19 protein-coding genes and 1 tRNA gene are annotated in these 20,426 nt (G+C 67.7%); 8 read left to right on the top strand and 12 right to left on the bottom strand.

The window, feature by feature from the left end:
- Window positions 1-27: 27 nt before the first annotated feature.
- Window positions 28-612, top strand: a complete 585-nt coding sequence (gene epsC / locus AC1DBE_RS03015) for a serine O-acetyltransferase EpsC (protein ID WP_476903288.1) — start codon at window positions 28-30, stop codon at window positions 610-612.
- 79 nt (window positions 613-691) lie between these two features.
- Here epsC and AC1DBE_RS03020 read toward each other — a convergent pair whose 3' ends face one another.
- Window positions 692-1,531, bottom strand: a complete 840-nt coding sequence (locus tag AC1DBE_RS03020) for an oxidoreductase (RefSeq protein ID WP_476969553.1) — start codon at window positions 1,529-1,531, stop codon at window positions 692-694.
- Between the two features lie 123 nt (window positions 1,532-1,654).
- Complete coding sequence (gndA, locus tag AC1DBE_RS03025) at window positions 1,655-3,091, bottom strand: NADP-dependent phosphogluconate dehydrogenase (RefSeq protein ID WP_476969554.1); 1,437 nt, start codon at window positions 3,089-3,091, stop codon at window positions 1,655-1,657.
- Between the two features lie 225 nt (window positions 3,092-3,316).
- Here gndA and AC1DBE_RS03030 point away from each other — a divergent pair, with 225 nt between their 5' ends.
- Window positions 3,317-4,054 carry a FadR/GntR family transcriptional regulator gene (locus AC1DBE_RS03030; protein ID WP_476969555.1) on the top strand — a complete coding sequence of 246 codons (738 nt, stop codon included), beginning with the start codon at window positions 3,317-3,319 and terminating at the stop codon, window positions 4,052-4,054.
- Between the two features lie 192 nt (window positions 4,055-4,246).
- Here the strand turns inward: AC1DBE_RS03030 and AC1DBE_RS03035 are convergent, their stop codons facing one another.
- The 5 genes from AC1DBE_RS03035 to AC1DBE_RS03055 form a co-directional block, all read right to left on the bottom strand.
- Window positions 4,247-4,537 (bottom strand): hypothetical protein, encoded by a 291-nt coding sequence (locus AC1DBE_RS03035; RefSeq protein ID WP_476969556.1) that lies wholly within the window; start codon window positions 4,535-4,537, stop codon window positions 4,247-4,249.
- 95 nt (window positions 4,538-4,632) lie between these two features.
- Window positions 4,633-4,708 (bottom strand) — tRNA-Val (locus AC1DBE_RS03040).
- A 98-nt stretch (window positions 4,709-4,806) separates the two neighbouring features.
- Window positions 4,807-5,727 (bottom strand): NAD-dependent protein deacetylase, encoded by a 921-nt coding sequence (locus tag AC1DBE_RS03045; protein ID WP_476969557.1) that lies wholly within the window; start codon window positions 5,725-5,727, stop codon window positions 4,807-4,809.
- A 17-nt stretch (window positions 5,728-5,744) separates the two neighbouring features.
- Window positions 5,745-6,218, bottom strand: coding sequence for a peroxiredoxin (locus AC1DBE_RS03050; RefSeq protein ID WP_476969558.1), 474 nt, complete (start codon window positions 6,216-6,218; stop codon window positions 5,745-5,747).
- Between the two features lie 26 nt (window positions 6,219-6,244).
- A complete protein-coding gene (locus tag AC1DBE_RS03055) occupies window positions 6,245-6,664 on the bottom strand; it encodes a DUF3052 domain-containing protein (protein WP_476903285.1) in 420 nt (139 codons plus the stop codon).
- Between the two features lie 419 nt (window positions 6,665-7,083).
- Between AC1DBE_RS03055 and aceE the strand changes: the two genes are divergently transcribed.
- The 6 genes from aceE to fabF all read left to right on the top strand — a co-directional run bounded on the left by aceE (window position 7,084) and on the right by fabF (window position 15,224).
- Window positions 7,084-9,864 (top strand): pyruvate dehydrogenase (acetyl-transferring), homodimeric type, encoded by a 2,781-nt coding sequence (aceE, locus tag AC1DBE_RS03060; RefSeq protein ID WP_476969559.1) that lies wholly within the window; start codon window positions 7,084-7,086, stop codon window positions 9,862-9,864.
- Between the two features lie 210 nt (window positions 9,865-10,074).
- Window positions 10,075-11,319 (top strand): PucR family transcriptional regulator, encoded by a 1,245-nt coding sequence (locus AC1DBE_RS03065; protein WP_476878082.1) that lies wholly within the window; start codon window positions 10,075-10,077, stop codon window positions 11,317-11,319.
- Window positions 11,320-11,407: 88 nt separating this feature from the next.
- Window positions 11,408-12,337 carry an ACP S-malonyltransferase gene (locus tag AC1DBE_RS03070; protein ID WP_476969560.1) on the top strand — a complete coding sequence of 310 codons (930 nt, stop codon included), beginning with the start codon at window positions 11,408-11,410 and terminating at the stop codon, window positions 12,335-12,337.
- Window positions 12,334-13,395: a beta-ketoacyl-ACP synthase III gene (locus tag AC1DBE_RS03075; RefSeq protein WP_476969561.1), complete on the top strand. Its 1,062-nt coding sequence runs from the start codon at window positions 12,334-12,336 to the stop codon at window positions 13,393-13,395. The genes AC1DBE_RS03070 and AC1DBE_RS03075 overlap by 4 nt, the downstream gene beginning before the upstream one ends.
- Before the next feature lie 145 nt (window positions 13,396-13,540).
- Window positions 13,541-13,786 (top strand): acyl carrier protein, encoded by a 246-nt coding sequence (locus AC1DBE_RS03080; RefSeq protein WP_175320862.1) that lies wholly within the window; start codon window positions 13,541-13,543, stop codon window positions 13,784-13,786.
- 202 nt (window positions 13,787-13,988) lie between these two features.
- On the top strand, window positions 13,989-15,224 hold the full coding sequence (gene fabF, locus AC1DBE_RS03085) for a beta-ketoacyl-ACP synthase II (RefSeq protein ID WP_476878079.1): 1,236 nt from the start codon (window positions 13,989-13,991) through the stop codon (window positions 15,222-15,224).
- Window positions 15,225-15,384: 160 nt separating this feature from the next.
- On the opposite strand, the gene AC1DBE_RS03090 is transcribed toward fabF, so the two are convergent.
- From AC1DBE_RS03090 to AC1DBE_RS03110, 5 genes are all read right to left on the bottom strand, one after another.
- Complete coding sequence (locus tag AC1DBE_RS03090) at window positions 15,385-15,888, bottom strand: DUF3145 domain-containing protein (RefSeq protein ID WP_136322385.1); 504 nt, start codon at window positions 15,886-15,888, stop codon at window positions 15,385-15,387.
- A gap of 298 nt (window positions 15,889-16,186) precedes the next feature.
- Window positions 16,187-17,113 carry a tyrosine recombinase XerC gene (locus AC1DBE_RS03095; RefSeq protein WP_476969562.1) on the bottom strand — a complete coding sequence of 309 codons (927 nt, stop codon included), beginning with the start codon at window positions 17,111-17,113 and terminating at the stop codon, window positions 16,187-16,189.
- Between the two features lie 103 nt (window positions 17,114-17,216).
- On the bottom strand, window positions 17,217-18,404 hold the full coding sequence (gene dprA / locus AC1DBE_RS03100) for a DNA-processing protein DprA (RefSeq protein WP_476969563.1): 1,188 nt from the start codon (window positions 18,402-18,404) through the stop codon (window positions 17,217-17,219).
- Window positions 18,405-18,500: 96 nt separating this feature from the next.
- Entirely contained in the window at window positions 18,501-20,048 is a 1,548-nt protein-coding gene (locus AC1DBE_RS03105) for a YifB family Mg chelatase-like AAA ATPase (RefSeq protein WP_476969564.1), read from the bottom strand.
- Window positions 20,049-20,405: a YraN family protein gene (locus tag AC1DBE_RS03110; protein WP_476969565.1), complete on the bottom strand. Its 357-nt coding sequence runs from the start codon at window positions 20,403-20,405 to the stop codon at window positions 20,049-20,051. It lies immediately after the preceding gene.
- Between the last annotated feature and the right edge of the window lie 21 nt (window positions 20,406-20,426).

A 20,426-nucleotide genomic window follows, 5' to 3' on the forward strand; every position in this document is an offset into this window, starting at 1 on the left:
GCTTCCAGATTTCGTAGAAAGGTCTTTGTGAGCTTCTTCGCAAGGCTGAAAGAAGACCTCGACGCCGCCCGGTCCCACGACCCGGCGGCGCGAGGTTCTTTTGAGAACTTCTTTGCCTACTCGGGCCTGCACGCGATCTGGGCCCACCGCGTGACGCACCGGCTCTGGCAGAACCCGTCGCTGCGCTTCCCTGCGCGGCTGATCTCCCAGCTGGCCCGTTTCCTGACCGGCATTGAGATCCACCCCGGCGCCACCATCGGCCGCCGCTTCTTCATTGATCACGGCATGGGTGTGGTGATCGGGGAGACCGCCGAGATCGGCGAGGACGTGATGATCTACCACGGCGTCACCCTGGGCGGCCGTTCGCTGGCCAAGATCAAACGCCACCCCACCATCGAGGACCGCGTGGTCATCGGCGCGGGCGCCAAGGTCCTCGGCCCCATCACAATCGGCCGGGACAGCGCCATCGGCGCCAACGCCGTGGTGGTCAAGGACGCGCCGGCCGAATCCATCCTCACCGGGGTGCCGGCCACGTGGCGGCACCGGGACGCCCAGCGCGAGACCAAGCCCGCCGTCGACCCGGCGGAATACCTGATCGAATACCGGATCTGAGCCCGGCGGCTCCCCCCGGGCCCGGGTTGAGGTCCGGGCCGGGTTTGCGGTCCGGGCCGGGCGCCCGCGCCCGCTAGGTCTACCCCTGCCCGGGGAACCGCTTGTAAATGTTCCAGAGCACGACGTCGAAGACGCGGTCCGGGAGCAGCCTGCGCAGCAGCAGGATCGCCCGTGCCCCTTTACCCACCGGGTAGCGTGTCCGGGGTCGCGGGGACGTGGCGGCATGGACGATCGCGTCCGCGATGACCGCCGGGTGCGAGGACAGCGCCGACCCGTCCGTGGAACCGAGCGCGGCAGCCACTACCCTGGCTTGCGCCGCGTAGGGTCCCGACCCCGAGCTGGCCAGGAGCCCCTCGGCGGAGATACCGCCCCACTCCGACTGGGTTCCGCCCGGTTCGATGATGGACACGTCGATGCCATGCGGTTTGAGCTCCACCCGCAGCGAATCGCTGAGGCCCTCGACGGCGAACTTGGTGGCGTGATACCAGGAACCCAGCGGCTCGTACATCTTTCCGCCGATGGAGGAGATGTTGATGATCCTGCCCCGGCGGGCGGCCCGCATCGCCGGCAACACCAGCTGCGTCATACGCGCCAGGCCGAAGACGTTGACATCGAACTGCCGCCTGCCCTCCTCCAGCGCAACCTCCTCCAGCGAACCGTAGGACCCGTAGCCGGCGTTGTTGACCAGGACGTCAATCCGTCCGTGGGCTGCCAGGACGTGGCCGACGGCGGCATTCATCGACGCCTCGTCCGTCACGTCAAGCGGCAGGGTCCGGACGCCGTCGGCCTTCAACGGCTCCATCTTCTCCACCCGCCGGGCGCCGGCGTAGACGGTGAACCCGCGGGCGGCGAGTTTCCGGGCGGCCTCGTAGCCGATGCCGGTGGACGCCCCGGTGACAAACGCGACGGGCTGGGTCATGAGCGGACTCCTTGAAAGTTTGCAGCGTGAGGGCGCCTGGCGGGCGCCTGGACCGGAAACGCGAACGGCCGGCGCTCCCACAGTATCGGGAAGCGCCGGCCGCCGGACCGCTGAGGGCGTGGTCTAGTGCGTGTCCACGGCCTCGATTTCGGACTTGTCCTCGCCCCACAGGGTGTGGAACGTGCCCTCGGTGTCGATGCGCCCGTATGTGTGGGCGCCGAACAGGTCGCGCTGTCCCTGGATCACGGCGGCCGGGAGGCGCTTGCGGCGCAGGCCGTCGTAGTACGCCAGCGAGGAGGAGAACACCGGCACAGGGATGCCGAGCTGCACGGCGGTGGCCACCACGCGGCGCCACGCCGGCAGGACCTCGCCAATGGCCTTCGTGAACGCCGGGGCGAACAGCAGGTTGGCGGGCTTCTCGTCGGCCGCGTAAGCCTTGGTGATTTCCTTCAGCAGCTCAGCACGGATGATGCAGCCGCCGCGCCACAGCGAGGCGATCTCGTCCAGCTTCAGGTCCCAGCCGTACTCCTTCGCGGCGGAGGTGAGCATGTCCAGGCCCTGCGCGTAGGAGACCAGCTTGGAGGCGTACAGCGCCTGCCGGACGTCCTCGACGAAGGTCTCCGGGACCTCGACGGCGGCTTCCCCGCCGGCGAGCAGGTCCTGGGCCAGCTTGCGCTGCTCCGACTGGGAGGACAGAGCGCGGGCGAAGACAGATTCGGCGATGCCGGACGTCGGGGATCCCAGTTCGAGGGCGGAGATGACCGTCCAGCGGCCGGTGCCCTTCTGCCCGGCGGCGTCCACCACGACGTCGACGAACGGCTTGCCGGTCTTGGCGTCCACATGGCCGAGGACCTCGGCGGAGATTTCGATCAGGAACGAGGCGAGCTCGCCCTTGTTCCACTCGGCGAAGATCTTCGACTGCTCGGCCGGTTCGATGCCCGCGCCGGAGCGCAACAGGTCGAAGGCCTCGCCGATGACCTGCATGTCGGCGTATTCGATGCCGTTGTGGACCATCTTGACGAAGTGGCCGGCGCCGTCGGTGCCGATCCAGGCGCAGCAGGGCTGGCCGTCGACGTGGGCAGCGATCTTTTCCAGCAGCGGGCCGAGCGCCTCGTAGGACTCCTTGGAGCCGCCGGGCATGATCGAGGGGCCGTTGAGGGCGCCCTCTTCGCCGCCGGACACACCGATGCCGACGAAGTGCAGATCCTTCTTGGCCAGTGCAGCCTCGCGGCGGCGGGTGTCCTCGTAGTGGGAGTTGCCGGCGTCGATGATGATGTCGCCCGGCTCCAGCAGCGGTTCGAGCTGCTCAATCACGGAGTCCACGGGCTTGCCGGCCTTGACCATGATCAGCACCCGGCGCGGTTTCTCCAGCGAGTCGACGAGTTCCTGCAGGGTCTCCGTGCGGACGAAGTCACCGTCCGTGCCGTGCTTCTGCAGGAGCGCGTCGGTCTTCTCCACGGATCGGTTGTGCAGGGCAACGGTGAAGCCATTGCGAGCCAGGTTCCGGGCCAGGTTGGCCCCCATCACCGCAAGGCCGGTGACACCGATGTGTGCTGACATCAAAACTCCAATTCATTCTGTGCATCGAGTGCAGTTCGTCCCGCGCTTGCTGCGGAACACGCTTCTTGGAAACGGTGGCTGTCGATAAACCATATGTATTTCCGCGGACAGCTGGAAAGCAGCGCCCACGTGGCGGAATACGTCGCGTCATAAACAGTCTATGTTTACGTCGGCAGGTGCGGTGTAGCCGCGGGAGCAGCGGCCAGCGCCACTATGCTTACGACTATGTCGACCAGCCTCCATCACCGCGCCATTGAGCACCTGGGCACCCGTATCATAGCCGGCGACCTCCCGGCCGGCCACGTAATGCTGGCCGAGGACCTCGAGGACGAGCTAAAGGTCTCCCGTTCGGTGGTCCGCGAGGCTGTCCGTGTGCTGCAGTCCCTCGGCCTGGTCGAGACCATCAAGCGCGTGGGTATCCGGGTGCTGCCCGCCAGCCGCTGGAACCCCTTCGACCCGCTGGTGATCCGCTGGCGCCTCGCCGGCGAGGGCCGGGGAGCACAGCTGCGCTCCCTTGCCGAGCTGCGCACCGCCGTCGAGCCGGTGGCCGCCGAACTGGCCGCGGGCAACGCCCCGGACGAGCTCCGCAGCAAGCTGGTGGAAACCTCCTATGCCATGCGGGAGGCCGGCATGGCCGGGGACGTGCAAAAATTCCTGGATCTGGACATCCAGTTCCATTCGCTGCTGCTGACCGGTTCCGGCAATGAAATGTTTGCCAACATGGTGGGCCAGGTTGCCGAGACGCTGACCGGACGCACCGTCCACGGCCTGATGCCGGACCATCCACGGACTTCGGCGCTGCAGTGGCACGTGGATGTGGCGGAGTCGATCGCCTCGGGCAATGGGGTGGCGGCCCGGGAGGCATCCAACAAGATCATGCGCGAAACTATTGCCGACATGGAACCCACGTGGAAGGACCAGCCCCGTGTCTTTGTTCCGGTCCAGCATCCCCGGCCGGCCTGAGCCGGCACCACACGGACAATCACCATTTGTCCTGACGATGGCGTAATTCAACCGCAATGCGTTTCACATTTGGACGCATTCACGGTATATTTCTAGCAAGCCTTCCACCGCGGCATCCCCCAATAGTCGCGGTGGAAGGCTTTTCCAATTCCCGGCGGATTTCCGCGCCGGAGCTCCGGAGCCGGCACAGTCCTACGCTGCGTCCGCTACCGCCCCGCGGAGCCTCCAGCCCCCGCCAAGGCCGTCCCTGATGATCTCCATGGTGGTCAGCGCCGATCCGGCGTTCCTGCCCAGCCTCGCCTGGACCTGCCACACCTCGACGTCCACCCGGCTGAGCCCTTTCGGCATCCGGCGCTCCGCCTCCCACCAGCTCACCCGCTCAAACCAGCGCACCGGCTCGGCACCGACCACCCATTCGCGGCCGCCCCGGACAACTGCAGCAGGGCGCCCGTCCGGGCCGGTTTTCACCATCACATGTTCCATGCCCGTGACACTAGGGCCGGGCACCGACATTCTGCCGAGCCAAGCAAAAAACCCCGCCCGGCAAGCGTTTCAGCCTGCCGTGACGGGGTTTTCCTTGGTGGGTCCTACCGGGATCGAACCGATGACATCCACGGTGTAAACGTGGCGCTCTACCAGCTGAGCTAAAGACCCAAACGTTGTTTCCACACCGCAAGTGCGTCAACCAACGAACAATGACTCTACCCGAATCCTGGCGCGAAACACTAATCGGCGGCCGGGGGCGGGGAACCTCAAACCGCGGGCAGCTCCGCCGCGAGCCAGGTCAGGGACTCGCTGACGCCGGCCTCCAGCTTGATGGTGGCCAGGTCATCACCCCGGGTCTGCCCCCGGTTGATGATCACCACGGCTTTGCCCTGCTTGGCCGCGTGCCGGACGAACCGCAGCCCGCTCATCACGGTCAGCGACGATCCCGCCACCAGCAGGGCCTCCGCGGCGTCCACCATGGCGTAGGAGCGCTCCACGCGGTCCTTCGGAACGTTCTCGCCGAAATAGACAAAATCGGGTTTCAGCGTTCCGCCGCAGGCCGGGCAATTCGCAACGACGAAGCCGGCAATCAGTTCCGAATCCTCCACTGTGGCGTCGGCGTCCGGCGCCATTTCCACGACGCCGGCGGCCAGCGCGTCGGCCAGGAAGGTGGGGTTGAGCTCCTCAAGGACCCCGGCGAGCAGTGAGCGGGTGTAGCGCCGGTGGCAGGCCAGGCAGATCACGCGGTCGAAGCGGCCGTGAAGATCGACCACATTTTCGCTCCCGGCGTCCTCATGCAGCCGGTCCACGTTCTGCGTGATGAGGCCCGTAATCAGCCCGCGCCGCTCCAGGCGTGCGGCAGCAACATGACCGTCGTTGGGGTCGGCGCGGCGCAGGTGCGACCAGCCGATATGGTTCCGCGCCCAGTAGCGGCGCCGGTTCTCCGTGTCGCCGATGAATTCCTGGTAGGTCATGGGCGCCCTCGGGGCAGCGCCCGGGCCGCGGTAATCGGGGATCCCCGAATCCGTGCTGAGGCCCGCACCGGTTAGCAACGCAAAGCGCTTTCCCGCCAGGACGCCGTGGATGTCCTGCAGGACTTCCAGGTCGCTGCGGGCGGGTTCGACGGCGGTCACCGGCGGCAGACTGGCGAATCCCGTCATGCCAATACCCGGCCGCCGCTGCCTCATGCTTCCTGCCCCTGCCGTCAGTTTCCCTCGAGGGCCGCCAGGGCCGCGCGGTATTCCGCAAAGTCCCGGGCCTGGCCCCGCGGGTTGACCACGACGTACCGGATAATTCCCGATGCATCGATGATGAAGGTGCCGCGTTGGGCCATGCCGCTCTTGGCGTCAAACACGCCGTACCGGTGGGCCACGTCGCCGTGCGGCCAGAAGTCGGCCAGCAGGTCGAATTCGTAACCTTCCTTTTCCGCATAGGCGCGCTGGGTGAACTTGCTGTCCACCGACACCCCGAGCACGGCCGCGCCGGCGTCGTCAAAGAGCGCCAGGTTGTCGCGGATCTCGCAGAGTTCGCCGGTGCAGATGCCGGAGAAGGCGAAGGGGAAGAAGACCAGCACCACAGTGCGACCGCGCAGTCCGGAAAGACGGACCGGTTCGCCGAACTGATTGACCAGCTCAAAGTCCGGGGCGGCCTGGCCGACAGCCGGGACGTCGGGAGCCACGACCGCAACTTCCGTGGAGCTACGGGTCACTTGTTCTTCCGCGTGACCAGCCGGGTTGCGCTCCAGTCGCGGGAGACCCCGGCGGAGGTGGTGCAGTGCAGTCCGGCGGTGGGGGCCGCATCCTGGATATCCGACGGGGAAACGTAACCCTCGCGGCCGTTCTTCGGGGTGAGTACCCAGACCACACCGCCCTCGGTCAGTGTCGTCAGCGAGTCAACCAAGGTGTCCACCAGGTCCCCGTCGCCGTCCCGCCACCAGAGAATGGCCGCGTCGACCACCTCGTGGTCGTCTTCATCGAACAGTTCAGAACCCGTGAGGTCCTCAATGTCGTCACGCAAGTCGAAGTCGACGTCGTCGTCATAACCGAATTCCTGAATCAGGTCTCCGTTTTTGAAACCCAATTTTTCCGCCACATTTACCGAAGTGGCGGCGTCGGCCTCGCTCACGTGTTGCTCCTATGCTCTTTGTGCGTCCTGGTGAACTGCTGGGTGGTTCCGTTACTGCTAGTGATTTCCATTACTCCAAGCCAACACCCTTTGCGCCTTGGCTTCAAGCTGTAAACCCCGCGATCCGCCATATTCTGCGTCACACCGCGGCTTACGGGGGCCTTGGGAGGCCTCCGCGTCACAGAACCAGTATGCCCGTGAAATACGGAGCGGGCCCCATGCAGCGGCTACGCATCCGCCGACGCACAAGGCTAGAGTGGCTGATGACGACTATGCCTGCGCGGACATAGGCCGCTGATACAGGCGGGCATGGTTGTGATTGGACCTAGCCCGGCACACAGGACCGGGCTGCTGTTACCGATATGTCGCACACGTCGCGTTCACGCCAGGCAGTTACCCTGCCGGAGCTGAGGGTGCCGATGAATGCGCTCAAAGAGAGGTTGGACGTGGCTGCAGGAGAAGATACCTCCCATATCCTCAGCGGGTTGACTAACCAGCTGCCTGATCGTGATCCCGAAGAGACCGCCGAATGGCTGGAGTCCCTGGACACCCTGATTCAGGAACAGGGCACCGAGCGTGCCCAGTACATCATGCGGAGCCTGCTTCAGCGGGCCGGCGCACAAAGCGTAGGCGTGCCGATGGTGACCACCACGGACTACGTCAACACCATCCCCGTGGACCAGGAAGCACCGTTCCCCGGCGATGAAGAAATCGAACGCAAGTACCGCGCCTGGCTGCGCTGGAACGCGGCCGTTATGGTCCACCGCTCGCAGCGCCCGGAAATCGGCGTCGGCGGCCACATCTCCACGTACGCCGGCGCGGCGACCCTCTACGAGGTGGGCTTCAACCACTTCTTCCGCGGCAAGGACCACCCCGGCGGCGGCGACCAGGTCTTCTTCCAGGGCCACGCCTCCCCCGGCATGTACTCGCGCGCCTTTATGGAAGGCCGGCTGACCGAGGAGGACCTCGACGGCTTCCGCCAGGAGAAGTCCAAGGAAGGCCACGCCCTCTCCAGCTACCCGCACCCGCGCCTGATGCCGGAGTTCTGGGAGTTCCCCACCGTGTCGATGGGCATCGGCCCGATGAACGCCATCTACCAGGCGCAGTCGAACCGCTACCTGCACAACCGCGGCATCAAGGACACCTCCGACCAGCAGGTCTGGGCTTTCCTCGGCGACGGCGAAATGGACGAGCCGGAATCCCGCGGCCTGCTGCAGCTCGCAGCCAACGACAAGCTGGATAACCTCAACTTCGTCATCAACTGCAACCTGCAGCGCCTCGACGGTCCCGTCCGCGGCAACGGCAAGATCATGCAGGAGCTCGAGGCATTCTTCCGCGGTGCCGGCTGGAACGTCATCAAGGTTGTCTGGGGCCGCGAGTGGGATGACCTGCTGGCCAAGGACGAAGACGGCTCGCTCGTGAAGATCATGAACGAAACCGTCGACGGCGACTACCAGACCTACAAGGCCGAATCCGGCGGGTTCGTCCGCGAACACTTCTTCGGCAAGACCCCGCAGACCAAGGACATGGTCGCGGACATGACAGACCAGGAGATCTGGAACCTCAAGCGCGGCGGCCACGACTACAACAAGGTCTACGCCGCGTACAAGGCCGCCACCGAGTTCAAGGGCAAGCCGACGGTCATCCTGGCCCACACGGTCAAGGGCTACGGCCTGGGCACCCACTTCGAAGGCCGCAACGCGACCCACCAGATGAAGAAGCTCACGCTGGCGGACCTGAAGGCCTTCCGCGACCACCTGCGCATCCCGATCACGGACGAGCAGCTCGAAGCCGATCCGTACCAGCCGCCGTACTACCACCCGGGCGCCGACGCCCCGGAAATCAAGTACCTGATGGAGCGCCGCCGCGCCCTGGGCGGGTTCGTCCCCGAACGCCGCTCCAAGCACACCGACGTCACCCTGCCCGGTGACAAGGCGTACGAGGTCGCCAACCGCGGGTCCGGCAAGCAGCAGGCCGCCACCACCATGGCGTTCGTCCGGCTGCTCAAGGACCTGATGCGGGACAAGGACTTCGGCACCCGGATCGTGCCGATCATCCCGGATGAGGCACGCACCTTCGGTATGGACGCGTTCTTCCCGACGGCCAAGATCTACAACCCGAACGGCCAGAACTACCTGTCCGTGGACCGCGACCTGGTCCTGGCGTACAAGGAATCCATCGCCGGCCAGATCGTCCACGCCGGCATCAACGAAGCCGGCTCGGTTGCCGCCTTCACCGCCGCGGGCACGTCGTACGCTACGCACGGCGAACCGCTGATCCCGATCTACGTGTTCTACTCGATGTTCGGTTTCCAGCGCACCGGCGACTCCTTCTGGGCAGCCGCCGACCAGATGACCCGCGGGTTCATCATCGGCGCCACCGCCGGCCGCACCACGCTGACCGGTGAGGGCCTGCAGCACGCTGACGGCCACTCCCCGATCCTCGCCTCGACCAACCCGGCCGTGGTCACCTACGACCCGGCGTACGGTTACGAAATCGGCGTCATCATGCGTGATGGCCTGAACCGGATGTACGGCCCCGGCCCTGCGGATAACGACCCGGCACGGAACCTGATGTACTACATCACGGTTTACAACGAGCCGATCATCCAGCCGCCGGCACCCGCGGAGCTCGACGTCGAGGGCATCGTCAAGGGCATCTACCTGCTGGCACCGGCCAAGATCGACGGCCCGCGTACGCAGATCCTCGCCTCCGGCGTTTCGGTTCCGTGGGCCCTTGAGGCCCAGCGGCTCCTGGCCGAGGACTGGGGCGTCTCCGCCGATGTCTGGTCCGTCACCTCCTGGACCGAACTGCGCCGCGACGCCATGGCCGCCGAGGAAGAGGCCTTCCTCAACCCCGGCCAGCCCGCCCGCGTCCCGTTCGTCACCGAACAGCTCGCCGGGGCCACCGGACCCATCGTGGCCGTCTCGGACTACATGAAGGCCGTCCCCGACCAGATCCGCCAGTTCATCCCGAACGAGTTCGCCTCGCTCGGTGCCGACGGTTTCGGTTTCTCGGACACCCGCGCCGCAGCCCGCCGCTTCTTCAAGAACGACATCCACTCGATCGTGGTCCGTTCCCTGCAGATGCTGGCCCGCCGCGGCGAGGTCGACGCCCAGGCCCCGGCCCAGGCGATCGAGAAGTACCGCCTTCTTAACGTCAACGCCGGCACCACCGGCAACGCCGGCGGCGACTCGTAACCTGCGTCCGCGCAGGATACAGAGCCAGCGCCCGACGGCGGTCCCCACCCAGGTGGGGGCCGCCGTCGGGCGTTTAACGGGTAGGGTCCGGACCGGAGGGGGCCCGCCGACACGCGCGGGCCTGCGCCGCGAAGGCTGTGATGCAGCCCAAAGCGTCTTGTAGCCTTTGCACAAATGGAGCTTGGACGGCGGGCGCCGTATGCTCGATGCATGGCAGAGCCCACCACCACCCCCGCGAAACGCAAACCGTCCGTGCGGGCGCTCACCCCGGAGAAAGCCGAGACGCTCAAAAAGCTCCGGGCCAGCGTGGGCCAATTGTCCACCACTACACTGCGGCAGCTGGAGAAATCGCTGCCCTGGTACAGCCGGCTGAACTCCGACGAGCGCTCCGCCCTCGGCATGGTGGCGCAGAACGGCATCGCCGCCTTCGTCACCTGGTTCGAGCGGCCCAGCTCGCCGTCGTGGATCCTCTCCGACGTCTTCGGGACCGCACCCACCGAACTGACCCGCTCGATCAGCCTGCAGAAAGCCCTCCAGCTGATCCGGATTGTGGTGGAAGTGGTCGAGGACCAGGTGCCGATCATCGCCCCGGAGGCCGACCAGGCGGACCTCCGCGAGGCCGTGCTGCGGTACTCCCGGGAAGTGGCTTTTGCCGCCGCGGACGTTTACGCCCGCGCCGCCGAGACCCGGGGCTCCTGGGATACCAGGCTTGAGGCCCTGATTGTGGACGCCATCCTGCGCGGCGAAAACACGGACGCCTTGCGCTCCCGCATCGCGGCCCTGGGCTGGAAGGCGCAGGAACGCTTCACTGTTATGGTCGGAAATTCCCCGTCGGAGCCCAGCGCCAGCTATGTCAGCGAACTCCGCCGCACTGCCGGGCGTTTCGCCGAGGATGCCCTGGTGGGCATCCAGGGCGACCGGCTCATCCTGATCCTGGGCGGCGTGCAGGACCGCGAGACCGCCTGCCAGAAACTCAGCGAGCTCTTCGCCCCGGGGCCGGTGGTCTACGGGGCCGAGGCTGGCTCCTTGCTGGAGGCCAGCAGCTCCGCCCAGTCCGCCTTCGCGGGCCTCACCGCCGCCCGGGCATGGCCCTCCGCGCCGCGCCCGGTGGCGGCGGATGACCTCCTGCCGGAGCGGGTGATTTCCGGCGATGACGCCGCCCGCCGTTCCCTGGTGAAGAACATCTACCGGCCCCTGGTCGCAGCCTCGAACGGTCTGGTCGAGACCCTGGGGACCTACCTGGAACTGGGCCATTCCCTCGAAGCGACGGCCCGCGAACTCTTCGTCCACGCCAACACCGTGCGGTACCGGCTCAAGCGTGTTTGCGACGTCACCGGCTGGGATCCGCTGATCCCCCGCGAGGCATTTGTGCTTCAGGCGGCGCTGGTGGTGGGCCGCCTCTCGGCACCGCCGAGGCCCTCCACCGAACGCCAGCCCTCCCGTAACAACTCCTGACCCGTTGTAGACTTCCTACAAACTGACCCAGTGAGCTTGGTGCATGAAAGTACCGATGAATCACGCGGCAATTTGGAAAGCTGGATACGTGCTTGCAATCGTCTGCCCTGGACAGGGCTCCCAGACCCCTGGTTTTCTGGCCCCTTGGCTGGAACTGCCTCCCGTCGCAGGCCACCTGGCCTCACTTAGCGAAATAGCAGGTATCGACCTCACCGCCCACGGCACCACCTCCGACGAGGAGACCATCAAGGACACGGCCGTCGCGCAGCCCCTGATCGTCGCCGCCGGACTCGTTGCCGCCCAGTCACTCTTCGACGTCGAACTCGGCGCGCTCCCCGTGGTCCTCGCCGGCCACTCGGTCGGCGAAATCACCGCGTCGGCCCTGGCCGGTGTGCTGACCGAAACCGAAGCCATGACGTTTGTCCGCGAACGTGCCAACGGCATGGCCGCTGCCGCAGCTGCCACGCCCACCGGCATGAGCGCCGTCGTCGGCGGCGACCCCGCCGAGGTACTAGCCGCAATCGAAGCCTGCGGGCTGACCCCGGCCAACGTCAATGGCGCCGGCCAGACCGTCGCCGCCGGCACCATGGAGCAGCTGAAGGCCCTCGCCGACAACCCGCCGGCCAAGGCCCGCGTGATCCCGCTGAAGGTCGCCGGAGCGTTCCACACCTCGCATATGTCACCCGCCGTCGCTGCACTGGAGGCCCTCCGGCCCTCGCTGCACCCGCGGAACCCGCAGGTGCCGTTGCTGTCCAACTTCGACGGCGCCGAGGTGGCCGACGGCGGTGCCGCCGTCGACAGCCTTATCGCCCAGGTCTCCCGCCCCGTTCGCTGGGACCTCTGCATGGACACCATGGTCAAGCGCGGCGTCACCGGCGTTATCGAACTGGCCCCGGCCGGTACACTGGCCGGGCTGGCCAAACGTGGAATGCCCGGCGTGAAGACAGTCACCGTCAAGACCCCGGACGACCTCTCCGCCGCCTTGGCCCTATTCGCAGAACTGGAGGGAGGCAAATGAGCGCTCCCGCTCTGAAGCAGGCAGCACTGCAGGAAAACACCCGCGTCCTGGGTCTCGGCGCCTACCGGCCGAACGTCATCGTTACGAACGAGGACGTCTGCCAGTGGATCGACTCCTCGGACGAGTGGATCCGCCAGCGCACCGGCATCATCACCCGCCACCGGGCTCCTGCCGACATCAGTGTCATCGACATGGCCGAAGGCGCATCCCGCGAAGCCCTGCAGAAGGCCGGCATTGAGGCCTCTGAACTCGGCGCCGTGATCGTCTCCACCGTCACCCATCCGTATGCCACGCCGTCGGCCGCCGCGAGCCTGGCCGACCGACTCGGCGCCACCCCGGCACCGGCCTTCGACATCTCCGCCGCCTGCGCCGGGTACTGCTACGGCATTGCCCAGGCGGACGCGCTGGTCCGTTCCGGCGCGGCCAAGTACGTCCTGGTCGTCGGCGCCGAGAAGCTCTCCGACGTCATCGACAACACCGAACGCACCATCTCCTTCCTGCTGGGCGACGGCGCGGGCGCCGTCGTCATCGGCCCCTCCGACACTCCCGGCATCGGGCCGTCGGTGTGGGGCTCGGACGGCAGCAAGTGGGACGCCATCGGCATGACCCACTCAATGCTGGACATCCGGGACTTCGCCGCCGCCGGCAAGAAAGACCCGGCCCTCAGCGAAGGTGAAGCCGCGGTCACCGAGGCTGCCCTGTGGCCCACGCTGCGGCAGGACGGCCAGACGGTGTTCCGGTGGGCGGTCTGGGAGATGGCCAAGGTGGCGCAGCAGGCCCTCGACGCCGCCGGCGTCAGCGCGGAGGACCTCGCCGCTTTTATCCCGCACCAGGCCAACATGCGCATCATCGACGAGATGGCCAAGCAGCTCAAGCTTCCGGAGACCGTCAAGGTCGCCCGGGATATCGCCGAGGCGGGTAACACCTCGGCAGCCTCCATCCCCCTCGCCACCCACCGTTTGCTGCAGGAAAACCCTGAACTAAGCGGCGGACTGGCCCTGCAGATCGGGTTCGGCGCAGGACTGGTCTTCGGCGCCCAGGTGATTGTGCTTCCGTAGGCGGACACCGGACTCCCCCGGCTGGAGCGTTGCTCAACAGCACGGATTCCCACACCAAGCCGAACCCTCGGTTTGAATCATTTCGCCAGACTCTCCCGGCACAACCACCGGAAGCCGACGGCACCAACAAGAAAAGGAGCCATCAATGGCTAGCAACGAAGAAATCCTGGCCGGCCTGGCTGAAATCGTCAACGAAGAGACCGGCCTGGCCCCCGAGGCTGTCGAGCTGGACAAGTCCTTCACCGAGGACCTGGACATCGACTCCATCTCCATGATGACCATCGTGGTCAACGCTGAGGAAAAGTTCGGCGTCCGCATCCCCGACGAAGAGGTCAAGAACCTCAAGACCGTCGGCGACGCCGTCAGCTTCATCGCCAACGCCCAGGCCTAATTCCGCCTGACCTTTGGTTCGGCCGGCGAGACGCCGGCCCGTGGCCGGTCCGGGACGCCCAACGGCGCCCCGGACCGGAACACCACCGCAGCATCCCGTTTTTGCATGACCTTCCGCAAGACCACCGAGTTTTCCCTACGCACGCCGCGGCAGCCTTTCCCAGGTTCCGGATCCGGCAGGCGCACCGACAGAGAGTGATCCCATGGCACGCAAAGTAGTCATTACCGGTCTGGGTGTCACAACACCCATTGGCGGCGATGTCCCCACGATGTGGAAGAACGCGCTGAAGGGCGTCTCCGGCGCGCACACGCTTGAGGACGACTGGGTAGCCAAGTACGAGCTCCCGGTGCACTTCGCCGCACGCGCCTCCAACCCCGCAACCGAGGTCCTGAGCCGTGTCGAGGCCAAGCGCATGGACCCGTCGACGCAGTTCGCCGTCGTCGCCTCCCGTGAGGCCTGGGCGGACTCCGGCATCACCGAGATCGACCACGACCGCCTCGCCGTCGCCTTCGCGACCGGCATCGGCGGTGTCTGGACCCTCCTGGACGCCTGGGACACCCTGCGCGAAAAAGGTCCCCGCCGTGTGCTGCCCATGACCGTGCCGATGCTGATGCCCAACGGCCCTGCCGCGGCTGTCAGCCTCGACCTGGGTGCCCGCGCCGGCGCCCACACCCCCGTCTCCGCCTGCGCCTCCGGCACCGAGGCCGTGCACGTGGGCCTGGACCTGATCCGCTCCGGCAAGGCCGACGTCGTCGTCTGCGGCGGCGCCGAAGCCGCCATCCACCCGATGCCGATCGCCGCCTTCGCCTCGATGCAGGCGCTCTCACGACGCAACGACGATCCCGAGCGCGCATCCCGCCCCTACGACCGCGACCGTGACGGCTTCGTCATGGGTGAAGGTGCCGGCGCGCTGGTCCTCGAGGCCGAGGAGCACGCCCTGGCCCGCGGTGCACGGATCTACGCCGAGCTCGCCGGCACGTCCGTGACCGCCGACGCGTACCACATCACGGCCCCGGACCCCGAGGGCCTCGGCGCCACCCGGGCCCTGAAGGCCGCCATGTTCGACGGCCGGATCCAAGCCGAGGACGTGGTGCACGTCAACGCGCACGCCACCTCCACACCGGTGGGCGACAAGCCCGAGTACGCCGCCCTGAAGGCCGCCCTGGGCAGCCACGTGGAGAACGTGGCGGTCTCCGCCACCAAGTCGCAGATGGGCCACCTGCTGGGTGCCTCCGGCGCCGTAGAGGCCGTGCTGACCGTCCTGGCCGTCCATGAGCGCAAGGCCCCGGTGACGATCAACCTCGAGAACCAGGATCCTGAGATCCCGCTCGACGTCGTCACCTCCGAGCGCAAGCTGCCCGAGGGCGGCATTGTGGCGCTGAGCAACTCGTTCGGTTTCGGCGGCCACAACGCCGTTATTGCAATCCGTAGCATCTAGCGCCAAAGGCCTCCGGCCCGCACGCTGAAACGACAGATGGCGGCAATGTTCTTCGTGAACATTGCCGCCATCTGTCATTTAGCGTTGCTATGGAGTGTGCTGCCGTGGTTGCGCGCTGACCCTGTGGGGGTTCGCCTGCGGGGGTGGCTTGCGGGGTTGCCTAGCCGACCTGGTGCAGCCAGCGCACGGGGGCGCCTTCGGCGGCGTGGCGGAAGGGCTCGAGTTCCTCGTCCCAGGCCTCGCCAAGAGCCAGGGAGAGCTCGTGGTAGACCGCGGAGGGGTCGCCGGCGCCTGATTCGTAGGCGTAACGGATGCGGTCCTCAGAGACCATGATGTTGCCGTGGACGTCGGTGACGGCGTGGAAGATGCCGAGTTCCGGGGTGTGCGACCAGCGCCCACCGTCGACGCCCTGGCTGGGCTCCTCGGTGACCTCGTAGCGCAGGTGCGCCCAGCCGCGGAGCGCAGACGCCAATTGAGCCCCCGTGCCCGGTGTTCCGGTCCACGACAGCTCGGCCCGGAACATTCCGGGCGCGGCGGGCTGGGCAGTCCACTCAAGGTCCGTGCGCTTGTCCACGACCGACCCAATGGCCCACTCAACGTGGGGGCACAGGGCGGTCGGGGCCGAGTGAACGAACAGGACACCGCGGGTTAGTGCAACAGACATTCCATCCTCCATAGCTATAGGTACGTCTTCCCCAACGACCTCTGCCTGGATGTCTGTCTGCTGCGTGAATCCGCGTGCGGGGCGGATGCCCCTGCCAGACTATTCAGTTTCTAGTGCTGCAAAAAATAGGTCCGGATCTCAGGTGGTGGAACGATGCTCAAGAGCTTCAAGCACCACTTGAAAGTTGCCGGGCGTGAGTCTTATTCTGCCGTACCCCGCCTAATTACGCCAGTGCAATTCGGCGCGTCGTTACCGGCGCGTCGTGGCGGACTTTGTTACGGGACGACGGCGGCCGTGTTCAGGCGCGGGGATGTGCCTGCTGATAGCTCTGCCGGAGCCTGTCGACGGAGACGTGGGTGTAGATCTGGGTGGTGGCAAGGCTGCTGTGGCCCAGGATCTCCTGCACGGCCCGGAGGTCCGCCCCGCCATCCAGCAGGTGTGTGGCGGCCGAGTGCCGCAGCGCGTGCGGGCCCGTCGCGGACGTGTCGCCCAAACCGTCCAGCAGCCCCTTCACGACGCTGCGGACCTGGCGCTGGTCCACCCTCTTCCCGCGCACACCAAGAAAGAGCGCCGGGCCCGAGCCGTCGGCAGCGAGGGCCGGGCGTCCGCGGCGCAGCCAGTCGTCCACGGCCAGGGCCGCGGGCAGTCCGTAGGGCACCGTCCGCTCCTTGTTGCCCTTGCCGAGCACCCGCAACGTCCGGCGGTCCGGATCGAGATCGTCAATGTCCAGGCCTGCGAGCTCACCGACCCGGACGCCGGTGGCGTAGAGCAGCTCCAGCATGGCCCGGTTCCGCAAGGCCATCGGTTCCCCTTCCGCCGCAGCGGATTCGGCGCCCTCCACCAGCCGCCGCACCTGCCCTTGCTGCAGGACGCCCGGCAGGGATTTCTCCCGCTTCGGCGCCCTGAGCCGCAGGGCGGGGTCGACGGTGATGAGTTCCTCGCGGACGGCCCAGGCAGTGAAGGCCCGGGCCGTTGCAGCGCGGCGCGCCAAGGTGGCCCGGGACATGCCCGCTTCGCTTTGGCCGCCGAGCCAGCGGCGCAGGGTGCCGAGCTCAAGGTCGGCCAGGGTGAGGACGCCTTCGGACGCTGCGTGGTCCAGCAGGCTCGCGACATCGGACAGATAGGCGCGCACCGTGTGGGCGGAGCGGCCCCGCTCCGCTTCCAGGTACCGGCCGAAGCCGCGGGCAGCGGCGGCCAGGGCGGAAGGCAGTTGATCTGTTGACACGCTTCCACTTTCCCAGCAAAGTGCCCTGCTCCGGCGCACCCCCACGGCGCGCCGGACCCCCACGTCCCGGCGTATGGGGACGGGCGGCGCGCCCGACGGCGGGTCATCCGGCGGCGGCGGAGCGTTTCCAGCCGCCGCGCTGGGATTCGGCCAAACCCAGCAGCCCGAGCCGGCCCAGGCCTGCCCTGACCGAGTCGGTGCTCAGGCCCGCAACCACTGCGAGCTTCTCCACGGAGCTTGTAACCCGCAGTGGGAGGGCGTCCAGCAGGATCAGATCCTCCAGGGTCAGCCCGTCGTGGGCCTCGACATGTCCTGACCGCGCTTCCGGCAGCGACTCACCGCTGGGCGAGGCCAGCTCGGCGATTTCCCCGGTATCCGTAACACAGACGGCACCGCCCTCGCGGAGGAGGCGGTGGCAGCCCGCCGAGTTGGCGGAATGCACCGACCCGGGCACGGCCCCTACGGCACGGCCGAGGTTCTCGGCGTGGTGTGCCGTGTTAAGCGCTCCGGACCTCCATCGCGCCTCGACCACCACCGTGACTGCCGCCAGGGCGGCAATGAGCCTGTTGCGCTGCAGAAAGCGGTACCGCGTGGGGGCGGATCCCGGCGGAACCTCGGCCAGCACGGCGCCGTGGTTGGCCACGGCGCGGAGCAGATCGTCGTTGCCAGCCGGGTAGAAGCGGTCCACTCCCCCGGCCATCACGGCAATGGTGGGCAGACCCCCGGCGGCGCCGGCCAGGGCTGCCCGGTGGGCGTGGGCGTCGATACCGTAGGCGCCGCCGGAGACGATCGTGAACCCGCGTTGGGCCAGTCCGTAGGCCAGATCCCCGGTGACGGCGGCACCGTAGGAGGTGCTGTCACGCGAGCCAACCAGGGCGACGGACCTGTTCAGGGGCGGCAACTCCTGCTCCACGCCGCGCCACCAGAGGCAGAGCGGCTCCTGCAGGCCGAGGTCGGCGAGCTGCCCGGGCCAGAAGTCGTCGCCGGGAATGATGAGCCGCCCGCCGAGGCGCTGCACGGTGGCCAAATCGCGTTCCGGCGCGAGGTCCTGGACTCTGGGCGCCCAGCGCTTCAATGCCATCCCCAGACCGGACCATCCGCCGCCGGCGCTGTTCTCCGCCAGCAGCTGCGAGAGCTCCTGCTCAAGGGCCTGTCCGGGGGCGAGCTGCCCGGTGGCGATCCTCAGTGCGTCCTCTGCCCCGGCAGCCCGTACCAGTGCCAGTCCCGCCGCGTCCTGGGGTTCCATGAGCCGGGAGAGCGCCGCCCGCGCGGTGCGTTCGTTCTCAGTCATGCTGCTGTTGACTCCTTTTCGTGCGGGCAGAATTGCGGCGCGGCGAACGGACGGTCCGCAATGGAAAGGGGGCGCAGGCGGCCCCGGACGGCGCACTCACGCTGCCACCGACGTGGACTGCCGGAGCCCGAGCGCCTGGCCAATGTCGTCCACGTCCGGTCCGTCGCGGCCGCCGAGGTCGGCCAGTGTCCATGCCAGCCGGAGCACCCGGTCATAGCCGCGGGCCGTCAGGGCTCCGCGTTCAAGCGCGTGGTCGAGGATCCGGGTGGTGGGACCGGCGAGGCGCAGCGGACCGCGGAGCACCCGCCCCGGGACTTGCGCATTGGTTTCCAGCCCGAGCGGCTCCAGCCGTTGAAGCTGACGCTCCCGGGCGGCCATCACCCGCGCGGCGATGTCGGCTGTTCCTTCTTCGGGACGGGCCTGCCCGAAATCCGCCAGGGCGACGCGCTCCACCGCCAGCTGGATGTCCACCCGGTCCAGCAACGGCCCGGACATCCGCGCGAGATAGCGCCGGCGCATCATCGGCGTGCACGTGCAGTCCACGCCCTTGCCGGAAGCCTTGCCGCAGGGGCACGGGTTGGCGGCGAGGACCAGCTGGAACCGGGCCGGATAGGCCGCGGTGCCAGCAGAACGGTGAATGACCAGCTCACCGCTTTCCAGCGGCTGCCGGAGGGCGTCCAGGACCCGTCGCTCGTACTCCGGGGCCTCGTCCAGGAACAGAACGCCCCGGTGCGCCCTGGACGCTGCGCCCGGCCGGGGTAGCCCGGATCCCCCGCCGATGATGGCGGCCGCCGTCGCTGTGTGATGCGGGTTCTCGTACGGCGGCCGGCGCAGCAGCGTCACGGCGGCGGAGGTTAGCGAGCTCAGCGAGTGGATGGCAGTCACCTCCATGGCTTCCCGGTCACCGAGGTCCGGGAGCAGGCCCGGCAGCCGCTCGGCGAGCATGGTTTTGCCGGCCCCCGGCGGCCCGGTCAGGAGTACGTGGTGCGCTCCGGCGGCGGCCACTTCCAGTGCACGGCGGCCCTCGCCTTGGCCCGAGACGTCGCACATGTCCGGTGCCAGACCGGGGGTATTGGACTCCTCGGCGTCGTCGGGGTTCTCATCAGCCGGCTCGAAGTCGAGGGCCAGGTCCTGCGGGTCGGCCCCGAAGTCCAGGGCCAGCCGGGCCAGCGTCCGGTAGCCGCTGACCCGGGCGCCCGGGACCAGCCCGGCCTCGGCGGCGTTGGCCTGCGCCACCACCACGTCCGGGTACCCGGCGCGGACTGCAGCCATCACGGCGGGGAGAATGCCACGGACTGGACGCAGCCGCCCGTCCAGGCCGAGTTCCGCGATGAATACGTGCCGGCCGGTGGAGCGGACATCGTTGGCCGCGAGGAGCACCGCCATGGCGATGGAGAGGTCGAAGCCCGAGCCGCGTTTGGGCAGTGATGCGGGAATGAGGTTCGCGGTGATCTTCCGGCGGCTCAGCGGGATGCCGGAGTTGTGCGCGGCGGAGCGGATCCGCTCCTTCGCTTCGTTGAGCGAGGCGTCCGGCAGGCCAAGAATCACGAACGCCGGCAAAGTCTGGCCGATGTCCGCCTCGACCTCGACGATATAGCCGTTCAACCCCACGAGCGCCACCGAGTAGGTCCGTCCCAGCGCCACCTACCCCACCCCCTTGAGGTGTTCGATGGCCGGGCCGCCGGTGCCGTCGTCGACCACGGCGATGACGTCCACCCGGCGGAGCGGCATCCGAAGTTCGTGGTCCCGGCACCACGCCGAGCCCAGCCGGTGCAGCCGGGCCAGTTTGTCGATACCGACGGCTTCGAAAGGGTGCCCGTAGGCGAGGGACTTCCTGGTCTTCACTTCGGCGATGACCAGGGCATCGCCGTCGAGCGCGACGATGTCGATCTCGCCTTCGGCGCAGCGCCAGTTGCGGTCCACGATCCGCATGCCCTGGCCTTCGAGGAAGCCGGCGGCAAGTTCCTCGCCGTGCCGGCCCAGCACGTCCTTAGCTCTCATGCCTCCAGCGTGGGGCGCAGC

The sequence above is a fragment of the Arthrobacter sp. 10T416 genome (assembly GCF_056394165.1).

Bases quoted from the DNA above. Each gene is read 5' to 3' on its own strand.
- AC1DBE_RS03065 (WP_476878082.1), top strand. From the start codon at position 10,075: ATGGCAGAGCCCACCACCACCCCCGCGAAACGCAAACCGTCCGTGCGG.
- AC1DBE_RS03080 (WP_175320862.1), top strand. From the start codon at position 13,541: ATGGCTAGCAACGAAGAAATCCTGGCCGGCCTGGCTGAAATCGTCAAC.
- AC1DBE_RS03110 (WP_476969565.1), bottom strand. From the start codon at position 20,405: ATGAGAGCTAAGGACGTGCTGGGCCGGCACGGCGAGGAACTTGCCGCC.
- AC1DBE_RS03020 (WP_476969553.1), bottom strand. From the start codon at position 1,531: ATGACCCAGCCCGTCGCGTTTGTCACCGGGGCGTCCACCGGCATCGGC.
- AC1DBE_RS03045 (WP_476969557.1), bottom strand. From the start codon at position 5,727: ATGAGGCAGCGGCGGCCGGGTATTGGCATGACGGGATTCGCCAGTCTG.
- fabF (WP_476878079.1), top strand. From the start codon at position 13,989: ATGGCACGCAAAGTAGTCATTACCGGTCTGGGTGTCACAACACCCATT.
- aceE (WP_476969559.1), top strand. From the start codon at position 7,084: ATGAATGCGCTCAAAGAGAGGTTGGACGTGGCTGCAGGAGAAGATACC.
- dprA (WP_476969563.1), bottom strand. From the start codon at position 18,404: ATGACTGAGAACGAACGCACCGCGCGGGCGGCGCTCTCCCGGCTCATG.
- gndA (WP_476969554.1), bottom strand. From the start codon at position 3,091: ATGTCAGCACACATCGGTGTCACCGGCCTTGCGGTGATGGGGGCCAAC.
- AC1DBE_RS03090 (WP_136322385.1), bottom strand. From the start codon at position 15,888: ATGTCTGTTGCACTAACCCGCGGTGTCCTGTTCGTTCACTCGGCCCCG.
- AC1DBE_RS03035 (WP_476969556.1), bottom strand. From the start codon at position 4,537: ATGGAACATGTGATGGTGAAAACCGGCCCGGACGGGCGCCCTGCTGCA.
- AC1DBE_RS03075 (WP_476969561.1), top strand. From the start codon at position 12,334: ATGAGCGCTCCCGCTCTGAAGCAGGCAGCACTGCAGGAAAACACCCGC.
- AC1DBE_RS03030 (WP_476969555.1), top strand. From the start codon at position 3,317: ATGTCGACCAGCCTCCATCACCGCGCCATTGAGCACCTGGGCACCCGT.